The organism is Stenotrophomonas sp. MYb238 (assembly GCF_009496535.1).
Taxonomy (GTDB): domain Bacteria; phylum Pseudomonadota; class Gammaproteobacteria; order Xanthomonadales; family Xanthomonadaceae; genus Stenotrophomonas.
Genome location: NZ_WIDL01000017.1, coordinates 94,059 through 105,294, shown reverse-complemented (window position 1 = coordinate 105,294; position 11,236 = coordinate 94,059). Strand labels below are relative to the sequence as shown.

Annotated in this window: 14 protein-coding genes and 1 other RNA gene; 5 read left to right on the top strand and 10 right to left on the bottom strand. The window is 70.5% G+C overall.

What is annotated here, in order from left to right; translation table 11 throughout:
- Positions 1-1,019 precede the first annotated feature (1,019 nt).
- Positions 1,020-1,652: a thiamine phosphate synthase gene (gene thiE / locus CQ393_RS12615; RefSeq protein WP_153191903.1), complete on the bottom strand. Its 633-nt coding sequence runs from the start codon at positions 1,650-1,652 to the stop codon at positions 1,020-1,022.
- A 67-nt stretch (positions 1,653-1,719) separates the two neighbouring features.
- On the opposite strand from thiE, the gene CQ393_RS12610 reads away from it, so the two are divergent.
- The gene (locus tag CQ393_RS12610; RefSeq protein WP_153191902.1) at positions 1,720-1,911 is read left to right on the top strand and encodes a rubredoxin; all 192 of its coding nucleotides are present in this window, start codon (positions 1,720-1,722) and stop codon (positions 1,909-1,911) included.
- Positions 1,912-2,006: 95 nt separating this feature from the next.
- On the opposite strand, the gene CQ393_RS12605 is transcribed toward CQ393_RS12610, so the two are convergent.
- From CQ393_RS12605 to CQ393_RS12595, 3 genes are all read right to left on the bottom strand, one after another.
- Positions 2,007-2,855, bottom strand: coding sequence for a SirB1 family protein (locus CQ393_RS12605; protein WP_153191901.1), 849 nt, complete (start codon positions 2,853-2,855; stop codon positions 2,007-2,009).
- Positions 2,856-3,284: 429 nt separating this feature from the next.
- Positions 3,285-3,737, bottom strand: coding sequence for a DUF192 domain-containing protein (locus CQ393_RS12600; RefSeq protein ID WP_153191900.1), 453 nt, complete (start codon positions 3,735-3,737; stop codon positions 3,285-3,287).
- A gap of 57 nt (positions 3,738-3,794) precedes the next feature.
- A complete protein-coding gene (locus CQ393_RS12595; RefSeq protein WP_153191899.1) occupies positions 3,795-4,328 on the bottom strand; it encodes a hypothetical protein in 534 nt (177 codons plus the stop codon).
- A gap of 137 nt (positions 4,329-4,465) precedes the next feature.
- Between CQ393_RS12595 and CQ393_RS12590 the strand changes: the two genes are divergently transcribed.
- Both CQ393_RS12590 and CQ393_RS12585 read left to right on the top strand, forming a co-directional pair.
- Positions 4,466-4,861, top strand: coding sequence for a transcriptional regulator (locus CQ393_RS12590; protein ID WP_153191898.1), 396 nt, complete (start codon positions 4,466-4,468; stop codon positions 4,859-4,861).
- A gap of 115 nt (positions 4,862-4,976) precedes the next feature.
- On the top strand, positions 4,977-5,918 hold the full coding sequence (locus tag CQ393_RS12585; RefSeq protein WP_153191897.1) for a hypothetical protein: 942 nt from the start codon (positions 4,977-4,979) through the stop codon (positions 5,916-5,918).
- Between the two features lie 33 nt (positions 5,919-5,951).
- Here the strand turns inward: CQ393_RS12585 and rpiA are convergent, their stop codons facing one another.
- From rpiA to CQ393_RS12555, 6 genes are all read right to left on the bottom strand, one after another.
- Positions 5,952-6,599 (bottom strand): ribose-5-phosphate isomerase RpiA, encoded by a 648-nt coding sequence (gene rpiA / locus CQ393_RS12580; RefSeq protein ID WP_153191896.1) that lies wholly within the window; start codon positions 6,597-6,599, stop codon positions 5,952-5,954.
- A gap of 135 nt (positions 6,600-6,734) precedes the next feature.
- Positions 6,735-7,220 carry an EVE domain-containing protein gene (locus CQ393_RS12575; RefSeq protein WP_153191895.1) on the bottom strand — a complete coding sequence of 162 codons (486 nt, stop codon included), beginning with the start codon at positions 7,218-7,220 and terminating at the stop codon, positions 6,735-6,737.
- Positions 7,217-7,807, bottom strand: coding sequence for a 5-formyltetrahydrofolate cyclo-ligase (locus CQ393_RS12570; protein ID WP_153191894.1), 591 nt, complete (start codon positions 7,805-7,807; stop codon positions 7,217-7,219). The genes CQ393_RS12575 and CQ393_RS12570 overlap by 4 nt, the downstream gene beginning before the upstream one ends.
- A 262-nt stretch (positions 7,808-8,069) precedes the next feature.
- Positions 8,070-8,254: non-coding RNA, 6S RNA (gene ssrS / locus CQ393_RS12565), on the bottom strand.
- An 86-nt stretch (positions 8,255-8,340) separates the two neighbouring features.
- Complete coding sequence (locus tag CQ393_RS12560; RefSeq protein WP_343199955.1) at positions 8,341-8,640, bottom strand: cell division protein ZapA; 300 nt, start codon at positions 8,638-8,640, stop codon at positions 8,341-8,343.
- Positions 8,637-8,858 (bottom strand): TIGR02449 family protein, encoded by a 222-nt coding sequence (locus CQ393_RS12555; RefSeq protein WP_153191910.1) that lies wholly within the window; start codon positions 8,856-8,858, stop codon positions 8,637-8,639. Before CQ393_RS12555 ends, CQ393_RS12560 begins: the two co-directional genes overlap by 4 nt.
- A gap of 128 nt (positions 8,859-8,986) precedes the next feature.
- On the opposite strand from CQ393_RS12555, the gene CQ393_RS12550 reads away from it, so the two are divergent.
- Together CQ393_RS12550 and CQ393_RS12545 are read left to right on the top strand one after the other, a co-directional pair.
- A complete protein-coding gene (locus CQ393_RS12550) occupies positions 8,987-9,532 on the top strand; it encodes a YecA family protein (RefSeq protein ID WP_153191893.1) in 546 nt (181 codons plus the stop codon).
- A gap of 6 nt (positions 9,533-9,538) precedes the next feature.
- Positions 9,539-10,864 carry an aminopeptidase P N-terminal domain-containing protein gene (locus CQ393_RS12545; protein WP_153191892.1) on the top strand — a complete coding sequence of 442 codons (1,326 nt, stop codon included), beginning with the start codon at positions 9,539-9,541 and terminating at the stop codon, positions 10,862-10,864.
- Positions 10,865-11,236 lie beyond the last annotated feature (372 nt).

Here is an 11,236-nt window from a genome sequence, read left to right as displayed (position 1 = left end):
CGCGCCCCGGCCCACGCCGCTGGCGTGGGCCGGGGCGCGGAGCGGGGGTTGGGGTGAGGGGGGGCGACAAAGCCCGCGGCGCTCGGCTGGCAGAAGTGTCCGTCGCACATACCTCTGTTCTTCCGGGACCACGGCATGCGGCGCGTCCGCATGCCGACCCTTCTTCGGAAGGTTTCCCCATGCACCCCTGCGATCCGGTGAGCTGTTCAAGCCCTCTCTCTGCGGGGCGAGAGGGCTCGGTTTGCGCGCCACTGGCGCGCGTGCCTTTGAGCGCCCACGCCGCTGGCATGGGCCGGGGCGCGGAGCGGGGGTTGGGGTGAGGGTGCGCGGCGAAGCCCGCTGCGTTCGGCCGTCAGAAGTGTCCGTACCTGAATCCGTTCTTCCGGGACCACGGCATGCGGTGCATTCGGCCGAGCCTTCGGAAAGTTTCCTCATGCACCCCGGCGATCCGGTGAGCTGTTCAAGCCCCTCTCCCCCGCGGGCGAGAGGGCACGGTTTGCGCGCCACTGGCGCGCGTGCCTTCGAGCGCCCACGCCGCTGGCATGGGCCGGGGCGCGGAGCGGGGGTTGGGGTGAGGGTGCGCGGTGAAGCCCGCGGCGCTCGGCCGTCAGAAGTGTCCGCCGTACCTACATCCGTTCTTCCGCGACCGCGGCATGCGGCGCATCCGCAAGCCTACCCTTCGGAAGGTTTCCCCATGCACTCTGGCGATCCGGTGAGTTGTTCAAGCCCCTCTCCCCGTGGGGCGAGAAGGCACGGTCTGCGCGCTAGTGGCGCGCGTGACTTCAAGCGCCCACGCCGCTGGCATGGGCCAGGGCGCGGAGCGGGGGCTGGGGTGAGGGTGCGCGGAAGCCCGCGGCGCTCGGCCGTCAGAAGTGTCCGTCGTACCTACATCCGCTCTTTCGCGACCACTGCATGCGGCGCATACGTCGGCCGACCCTTTGGAAGGTTTCCCCATGCAACCGCGCGATCCGGTCGAGCGGCTTCCCCGGAGAAGACGGGAAGCAACGCGCCGTGGCCGCTCAGCGCGGAGGGAAACATGCCTGGTAGCCGCGCAGCGCCGCCACCGGATCGTCGGCCGCGTATACGCCGCTGATGACCGCGAGCAGGTCGGCGCCGGCGGCGACCAGTGGCGCGCCGTTGTCCGCGGTCAGGCCGCCGATGGCCACGCGCGGCACGCCCAGCGTGGCGGCCTCGCGCAGCAGCTGCGGGTGCGCGCGCCGGGTGGTGGCCTTGCTGCGGCTGGGAAAGAATGCGCCGAAGGCGACGTAGCTGGCGCCGGCGGCCACCGCACGCTGCGCCAGCTCGATCCGGTCGTAGCAGGACGCGCCGATGATGGCGTCGGCGCCGAGCAGGGCGCGCGCCGCAGCGATGTCGCCGTCGTCCTCGCCCAAGTGCACGCCGGCCGCGCCGACGGCGGCGGCCAGCGCGGCATCGTCGTTGACGATCAGCGGCACGCCGGCGGCGGCGCACAGCGCCTGCAGGGCCTGCGCCTGTTCATGGCGGCCGGCCGCGTCGACCGCCTTGTTGCGGTACTGCAGCCACGCGGCGCCGGCGGCGAGCAGCGGGCGCGTGCGCTCGAGCAGGCGCGCGGTATCGGCCTCGTCGGGGGTGATCAGATAGACGCCGCGGGCGGCGGAGGCGGGGTGGGGCATGGATGGCTACCTGTACGGCGGCGGGAATGGGACAATCTGCGGCCCCTCGTGTTGCCGTGATTATCCGATGTCCGACGCTTCCGCCTCCACTTTCCGCACCTGGATGTGCGTCGTCTGCGGCTTCATCTACAACGAAGCCGATGGCCTGCCCGAGGAAGGCATCGCGCCCGGCACGCGCTGGGAAGACGTGCCCGAGACCTGGACCTGCCCGGACTGCGGCACGACCAAGGACGATTTCGAGATGGTGGAGCTGGACTGAGGCTTGCCGCCGTAGGAGCGCACCTTGGTGCGCGACCGGGCTTTCCCGGGAAGTCCCCTCGCGCACCAAGGTGCGCTCCTACGACCGTTCCCGCGTCAATGCAGCTGCGGCCGCTCGCCGCCGAGATCGATCAGGCGTTCGCGCACCTGCGCCGCGTCGGCGGCATCGGGTTCGCGCCGCAGGTACAGCGACAGGTCCGCGCGCGCGCCGGCCAGGTGGTCCAGGCGCAGATAGGCCAGGCCGCGGTCGCGCAGTGCGTCGTTCTGCTCGGGCGCGAGCTTGAGGATGCGGTCGGCGCTGCGCGCGGCGCGGTCCCATTCCTCGCGTTCGGCGTAGACGCCGTAGAGATTGCGCAGCATGCGCATCAGGATCGCGCGCGCCGGCGCCGGGTCCAGGATCTGCGCCAGCACCTGGTCGTCGGGCGTCTCGCCGCCGAGGTTGCTGCGCGCGCGCTCGCGCAGTTCGTCCACGCCCAGCGGGCGGCCGCCGTTGAACGGGTCCATGACCAGCACGCCTTCCTCCACCGGCAGCCGCACCAGGAAATGGCCGGGGAAGGAAATGCCTTCCAGCGGCAGACCGAGCCGGCGCGAGACTTCCATCTGCACCAGCGCCAGCGAGATCGGGTTGCCGAGCCGGCGCGTGACCACCTCGTTGAGGTAGCTGTTGCGCGGGTCGTAATAGGCGTCGTGGTTGCCGCTGTAGCCCAGTTCGTTGAACAGGTGGTGGTTGATGGCGGCCACCTTCAGCGGCCACTCGGCGATGGCGTCCACTTCCACCCGCAGGTGGTCGGCATGGGCCTGCAGCAGCCGGTCGTAGCGGGCCGGGTCCAGCTGCGGGTATTCGTCGCGCGCGATCAGCAGCGCGGTGGGCAGCAGCGGCAGTGCGTCGTCGGCCAGGTCGGCCAGCGCATCCCAGTGCGGCAGGGTGAGGCGTGTGTCGGACATGGCCCAAGACTGGCGGCAAAGCGTGGCCGGTTCAAGGCGTGCGGCCCGCGCATGCCGGGTAGGAGCGACTTCAGTCGCGATGGGGTGTTACCGGGCCAGCCCTTTCGCGACTGAAGTCGCTCCTACGTGGGGCGGGTCATTTGCTCTTCGGGATGCCTAGGCCGAACATCAGTCCGGCGCCGTCCCAGCTGCGGGTATTCGTCGCGCGCGATCAGCAGCGCGGTGGGCAGCAGCGGCAGTGCGTCGTCGGCCAGCGCATCCCAGTGCGGCAGGGTGAGGCGTATGCCAGATATGGCCCATGACTGGCGGCAAAGCGTGGCCGGTTCAAGGCGTGCGGCCTGCGCATGCCGGGTAGGAGCGACTTCAGTCGCGAAGGGGCGTTACCGGGAAAGCCCTTTCGCGACTGAAGTCGCTCCTACGTGGGGCGGGTTATTTGCCTTTCGGGATGCCGGGGCCGAACACCAGTTCGGTGCCGTCTTCGAGTTTCAGTTTCGCCGCCTGGCCGGCATTGAGTTCCAGCACGTAGCGCGCCGGCTTGAAGCTGGGGTAGGGCGGGCAGGCGTCGCCGGCCGAGCACGGCGGTACGTCGCGCTGCTGGCTGACCAGCCGGCGGGTGTCGTCGAAGTAGAGGATGTCCAGCGGGATGCGGGTGTTCTTCATCCAGTACGCCTGCGGTTCCAGGCGGTCGTGGATGAACAGCATGCCGCGGTCGGCGTCCATGCGGTCGCGGAACATCAGCCCGCGCGCGCGGGTGGCGTCGTCCTGGGCCAGTTCCACCTGGTAGCGGGTGCCGGCCAGTTCCACCCAGTGCCCGCCGGCGCTGGCGCAGCCGCCGAGCAGCAGCAACAGGAACAGGCAGGCGGCGAGGCGCGGCAGGGACATGGCGGATTCCACGGGTGAAGGAGGCGCTGCGCACCTTCACGGATGCGCGCGGCGGCGTCAAGCGCCGCCGCGGTCCGGTGCCGGCGCGGGCGCCATGGCGGCGAAGGCGGCCAGCAGGTCGGCGAACAGCGCGTGCACCTCCCCGCGCAGCCAGGCCCGGGTGGCGGCGGAGGGCTGCACGAACAACTGGCAGGAAAGCGCCAGCGCGACCGCGTCCAGGCCGAGCGGGTCGTCGTCGCTGCGGCCGAGCTGGAAGAAGCGGTCGTACAGGTCGAAGCGGCTTTCCAGCAGGTGGCCGAACCAGGCGCCCAGCGTGCAGTCGATGGCCAGCCCGGCGGCCTGTCGCGGCGGCGCCCAGCCAGCGGGCAGGTACAGCGGCGGCACCGCTGCCGCGGTGGCGTCCGCCGCCGGGTCCGACTGCGCGTGGGCGCGGCAGGCCAGCCAGAAGCGGAACAGGCACAGCTCGGCGATCGCCTCGGCCGGCATGGGGTGCAGCCGCAGCAGGCCGGCGTAGCGGCTGCGGTAGTCCACGTCCGTGTAGTCGCGGATGAAAGGGGGCGCTGCCGCGCCGGCGACGCAATCGCTCTCCATGGTGCTTCTCCTTGGCGGGGCGGCGATGCCCGGGCACGCGCCGCGCGTGGGTCCATGCACCAATGAAAGCAATTAGTTCATTCAAATGAAAGCGATTGGTGCTCTCGTTACGGGCGTGGTCCGTAACGTTGCCGGCCATGAGCGACGAACGCTTCGAATTCTCCCGACGCTTGGGACAGGCGATGAGCGCAGCCGGTTACGAACCGCGGCCGGCGATCCTCTTCCGCCTGTTCAATGCCCGCTACGCGGGGCGTTCGGTGAGTTTCCAGAGCGCTTCGCGCTGGCTGGGCGGTCGTTCCATTCCCGAGCAGGACAAGCTGCAGGTGCTGGCCGAACTGTTCGGCGTGGCGCCGCATACCCTGCGTTTCGGCGATGCGCCGCGCGTGGCCGAGCCGCGCGCCGAGTGGAACGCGGTGGGTGCGCGCGAACGCGCGGTGATCGATACCTTCCTGGCCCTGCCGCCGCGGCAGCGCGAACTGGTCGGCGAGCTGGTGAAGGCGCTGGCGCAGGCCGACAGGAAATCCACGCGCTGACGGCGTGGCCGGAACCGTACGCGGCTGACACATCCGCCGGTTCCGCGCGTCAGGGAACGCATCCCCGTCCGGAGATGCCCGCATGGTCCTTCGCCGTTTCCCTACTCTTCTGACAGTGCCTTTCCTGCTGCTGCTCGCGGGCAACGCCCGGGCCGATGCCGGCTGCCCGCCGCTGCCCGGGCTGGACCACTGCGCCACCGGCGCGCATGGCTGGGTCTACGGCCGCGATGCCGGGCAGGTACGGATGCTGGGCGGCGACCTGGCCGCCAGCGCTGCGGCCTTCGAGCATCACTTCGCCCGGCCGCCGCTCCGGCTCGCGGTGCTGCTGGACGCGCCGGAGGGCATCGGCGCCGATGACCGCGCGCGTTTGGTCGCCGTTGGTGCCGTGCAGGTGATCGACTGGCCCGGCATGCAGGCCTTTCAGACCGCGCGCCAGTCGGCGGTGGCGGCCGACGACCCGGGCAGCCGCCTGCTCGCCGCCAACCCGACCATCGCCCAGGCGATCTGGCGCAACCTGACCCGCCATGAGCTGGGCCACGTGGTCTTCAACCTCGCCTACTGGCCGGACCTGGGCACGACCTCCGGGCACGGCCACGCGCGCAGTCCGGACTGGCTCAACGAAGCGGCGGCGATGGTGCTGGAGGCCGACGAACTGGTCGCCCAGCGCCGGCGGATGCTGCGCGGCATGCAGGCCGATCCGGCGCATCCGCTGCCCGACCTGGCCAGCTTCCTGGCCATGGCCAACCCGGCCCGCCCCGACGGACAGGCCGCGCCGGCTGCCAAGGGCGTCAGCCTGTTCTATCGCAGCCCGGCCGCGGCCGGCGATCCGGCGACCGGGGCGCGCTACTACGCGCAGGTGCAGGGCTGGGCCGATTTCCTGGTCCAGACCACTGCGGCTACCCGCGCCGGTGTACTGGGCAGCATCAGCGCGCGCATCGCGGCCGGCAGCCGTTTCGACGCGTGGCTGGCCGACACCGGCCCGGCCTTCGACCTGCCGGACACTCTGCCGGCACTGGAGCAACAGTGGCGTGCCTGGCTCGATGCCACGGCCGGCTGACGCGCCGTGGCAACCGTCGTCGCGTGTGCGGGCTTACAGCACCTGCGGCGGCTCCCCGCCGACGATGACCACGTCGGCCGGGCGGCGCGCGAACAGGCCGACGGTGACCACGCCCGGGATCTGGTTGAGCTGCTGCTCCAGCTTCACCGGGTCGGTGATGGACAGGTTGTGCACGTCCAGGATCAGGTTGCCGTTGTCGGTGACCACGCCGTCGCGCCACACCGGCTGGCCGCCGGTCAGGGCCAGGATCTCGCGCGCCACCAGGCTGCGCGCCATCGGGATCACTTCCACCGGCAGCGGGAACCTGCCCAGCACCTTGACCTGCTTGCTCGGGTCGACGATGCAGACGAACTGCTTGCTGGCTTCGGCGATGATCTTCTCGCGGGTCAGCGCGGCGCCGCCGCCCTTGATCAGGTTCCTGTTGCCGTCGCACTCGTCGGCGCCGTCCACGTACAGCGACAGCCCGCCGGTGTGGTTCAGGTCCAGCACCTCGATGCCGTGGCCCTTGAGCAGGGCGGTGCTCTGCTCGGAGCTGGAGACGGCGCCTTCGATCTGGTCCTTGATGCGCGCCAGCGCCTCGATGAAATAGGCGACGGTGGAGCCGGTGCCGACCCCGACGATCATTCCCTTCTGGACGTATTCGATGGCTTTTTCGGCGGCCAGGCGCTTGGCTTCGGACATGGTGGGCTCGGTGGAGTTGGAAAAATGCGGTTGTCGTAGGAGCGGCTTCAGCCGCGAACGGGCTTTCCCGGGAACGCTCCGTTCGCGGCTGATGGCCCGAGGCCACCCGGAGCCGCTCCTACGGAGGATGGGGAATCAGGCCGGCTGCTTCTTTTCCAGCGCCAGCAGCAGCTTCCACTGCGCGCCGGTGACCGGGAACACCGACAGACGGTTGCCGCGCGCGGTCAGCGCGAAGCCTTCGCCCAGTTCGTCGGTGTACTGCTTGATCTCGTCCAGCGCGATCACCTGCGCCAGCTTGCGCTCGAAGGCCACGTCCACCAGGTACCAGCGCGGCTGTTCGCGGGTGGCCTTGGGGTCGAAGTAGGGCGTCTTCGGGTCGAACTGGGTCTCGTCCGGATAGGCCGCGCTGGCCACGGTGGCGGTGCCGACGATGCCCGGCACCTTGGTGTTGGAGTGGTAGAACAGGATACCGTCGCCGACCTTCATGCCGTCGCGCATGAAGTTGCGCGCCTGGTAGTTGCGCACGCCGTTCCACGGTTCGGTACCCACGCGCTGCAGGTCGTCGATGGAAAAGGCGTCCGGTTCGGACTTCATCAGCCAGTAGCGCTTGCGGGCGGTCATGCGTGCGACGGTTCCGGGTAGAGAGTGGCCTGCTCGGTGCAGATGGCATCCACCGCCACGTCCCAGTCCTCGACCGGCAGCGCCGGCACCTGCTGGGCGGCGAAGCCGGCGCCGACCAGCCACGGCGGCGCGCTCTGCCGCTGGCGGAAAGCGAAGCTGCGATCATACCAGCCGCCCCCCATGCCCAGCCGCCGGCCCTGCGGGTCGAAGCCGACCAGCGGCGCGACCACCAGCGCCATGTCCTGCGCGTGCAGCGTGCGTTCCGGATCGATGTCCGGCTCGGGGATGCCGTAGCGGTTGGCGCGCAGCGGCTGCCCCGGCCGCCATGGCGCGAAGCGCAGCAGGCGGCCGTGCAGCACCGGCAGGCAGTAGGTCTGGCGCTTGGGCAGCTGCATCTGCCAGCGGTGGAGGGCGATCTCGCCGTCCACCGCCCAGTAGCCGGCGACCGGGCCGCTCACATCGGCGAAGGGCAGGGCCAGCAACCGCGCGGCCAGCGTTTCGGCGGCGGCGATGCGTTCGGCGGCCGGGATCTCGCGGCGGCGCTGGCGCAGGTGGCGGCGGAGATCCTGGCGGTCGTCGGCAGTCATGGGCGGTAAGTATGCCCCTCTCCCCTTGGGAGAGGGGTTGGGGAGAGGGCTGGGGGCGAAGCCCTCGCGATGTTTTGCTGCACGAGGCTTCGCCCGTACCCTCATCCGGCGCTTCGCGCCACCTCACTCCGCGCCCCAGCCCGGCGCAGCGCGCCGGGCGTTCAGGCGTGTGCGAACCAATGGTTCGCAAGCAACACGCCTTCACCCCGGAGGGAGAAGGGAAAAGAAGAACGGCGCCTTGCGGCGCCGTTCCAGAATAATTGCATTCTCCGCCATGACGATGCGTGCGAAACGACCTTGAACCCGGGGTTCAAGTGGGGACGCTGGGGAACCATCGGGCTTCCCGCTGCAAGGCGGACCTGCACACCCGGTGCCGTCGCGCCCCCGTGGTCGTCATTAAGGGACAAGGCGAATGTTTGCACACGCCGTCGTTCAGGGCAGAGAACGCGGCGCCAGTATAACGAGGTTGCGCGCGCATGACAGCCTGTCCGCACATCGCGGATGCGACCGTTCATCGGATGAATGCGGCGCCGTCAGCGGCCGTCGTCGATCGCGTCGTCCACGCGCCGGTTGAGCGCGTTCATCGCGCTCTGGAAACGCTGCTGCTGCTGCGCCAGTTCGTCGCGCATCAGGTGCAGTTCGTGGGCGAGGTTGAGCGCGGCCAGTACCGCCACCCGGTCCACCGCGGCCATGCGGTTGTTGCCGCGGATCTCGCGCATGCGCGCGTCGAGCATGCGCGCGGCGGCGGTGAGGCTGTCGCGCTCGGCCGGCTCCACGCCGACGGTATATTCGCGGTCGAGGATGCGGACGCTGACCGGCTCGTTCTGGCTCACGTGTGCTGCTCCAGCGATTTGAGGCGGGTGATCATCGCTTCCACGCGCGAGCGCGCTTGCTCGTTCTTGGCCAGCAGCTGCGCGCGTTCGGCCACCAGCTGTTCCTGCTGCTGGCGCAGGCTGCGGTTTTCCTCGGCCAGGCGCCGGTTGCGCTCGAACAGCAGGTCGAGACGGGCGGCCAGGGCCTGCAACTGGGCGGCGGGATCGAAGGCATCCATGCCCGGCACGATAGGCATGCGCGTCGGGGGTGGTCAAGATGGCGCGCACGGCGCCGTTGCTACACTGTGCAGCCGTCGCCGCGCCGCGCGCGGCGCGGGCCTTTCCCGCTTCCGCAGACCCATGTGACATGACCGATCTTCCCGCCGTGAACGACATCCTGCAGGCCAGCCAGTCGCTGGACCTGGGCGCCACCCCGGCCGAACTCCACGGTGGACTGTGCGGCTGGCTGGCCGCCGGCGGCGCCGACCTGCCGGCCTGGCCGGCCAGGGTGCTGGCCGACGACAACCTGCCCACGCCCGAACCGGGCAGCGCGCTCGACCGCCTGCGGCAGGCCGTCGTGGCGCAGCTGGAAGACCGCGATTTCGCCTTCGAACTGGTGCTGGCCGCGCCGGCCGCGCCGCTGCAGGAACGTACCGACGCGCTGTTCGACTGGTGCCGCGCGTTCCTCGGCGGCTTCGGCCTGGCCGCGGGCAAGCGCCCTGCGCTGAGCGAGGAAGGCGAGGAAGCGCTGCAGGACCTGGCGCGGCTGGCGCAGGCGTCCAGCGACGAGTTCGACAGCGCCGACGAGGACGAGGACGCGCTGGCCGAGATCGAGGAATTCGTGCGCGTGGCGGTGCTGCTGCTGCACGGCGACTGCGTGATGGGCGCGCGCCACCGCCAGCGCCTGAACTGAGCCGCCATGCACACGCTGACCGGCATCGCGCCCGCCGAGTACGCGCACCGTCGCCGCCAGCTGATGGAGGCGGCCGGCGACGACGCCATCCTGGTGCTGCCGGCCGCGCCCGAGCGCGTGCGCAGCAACGACACGCACTACCCGTACCGGCAGGATTCGGACTTCTGGTACCTGTGCGGCTTCCCCGAGCCGGAAGCGGTGCTGGTGCTGATTCCCGGCCGCCGCCATGGCGAGACGCTCCTGTTCTGCCGCGAGCGCGATGCCGAGCGCGAAGCCTGGGACGGCCCGCGCGAAGGCCAGGAAGGCGCGGTGGCGCGCTACGGCATGGACGACGCCTATCCGATCGAGGACCTGGACGACATCCTGCCGGGCCTGCTCGAAGGGCGTTCGCGGGTCTACTACCACTTCGGCCGCGACGCCGATTTCGACCTCAAGCTGATCGGCTGGGTGAACCGCGTGCGCTCGCAGGTGCGCCACGGCGCGCAGCCGCCGCACGAGTTCCTGGAGCTGGGCCACCTGCTGCACGAGCAGCGCCTGTTCAAGTCGCCGGCCGAGATCGCGCTGATGCAGCAGGCCGCCGACATCAGCGTGTGCGCGCACCGCGCGGCGATGCGCGCCGCGCGCGCCGGCATCCGCGAATACGAGCTGCAGGCCGAACTGGAATGCGTGTTCCGCCGCCACGACGCCGTGCCGGCCTACAACAGCATCGTCGGCGCCGGCACCAACGCCTGCGTGCTGCATTACCGCGCCAACAGCGGCGGCAGCCGCGACGGCGACCTGGTGCTGATCGACGCCGGCGCCGAATACCGCGGCTACGCCAGCGACATCACCCGCACCTTCCCGGTCAACGGCCGCTTCAGCGCCGAGCAGCGCGCCCTGCACGACCTGGTGCTGGCCGCGCAGGCGGCGGCGCTGGAACAGGCGCGGCCGGGCATCGCCTACGAGGAAGGCCACCTGGCCGCGGTCGAGGTGCTCACCGAGGGCCTGCTGCGGCTGGGGCTGCTGAAGGGCGACCTGGAAGAGAACCTGATCGAAGGCCACTACAAGCGCTTCTACCGGCACAAGACCGGGCACTGGCTGGGCCTGGACGTGCACGACGTGGGCGACTACAGGCTCGCCGGCGAATCGCGGCTGCTGGAACCGGGCATGGTGTTCACCATCGAGCCGGGGCTGTACGTGTCGCCGGACGACGGCAGCGTGGAAGCGCGCTGGCGCGGCATCGGCATCCGCATCGAGGACGACGTGCTGATCACCGGCGACGGCCACCACGTGCTGACCGGCGAACTGGAACGCAGCACCGACGGCATCGAGGCGTTCATGGCGGCGCGTTGAGCCAGGGGTTTCTACTGCCTTGCGCGTAGCGCGGGGAGGGCTGGAGACGCCGTCCTGCAAGCACCGAAGGCAGGTGTCGGATGCGCGGTTGGCTCGCACATGACGCGCGCAGGAGCACCGTAGGAGCGGCTTCAGCCGCGAAGAGGCTCTCCCGGCAAATCCCCATCGCGGCTGAAGCCGCTCCTACGGGGGCAGGCGGACGATGGGGCAATCGCAATGAAGAGTTCGGCCGCGTTCTGGGGCCGGACTTGGATCATCGCGGCGCGGCGAAGAGCTCAATCCTGCGCTGCTAACACCGGGCGCGAACACGCACGCGATGCGCGCAGGAACGCCGTAGGAGCGGCTTCAGCCGCGAAGAAGCTCTCCCGATAA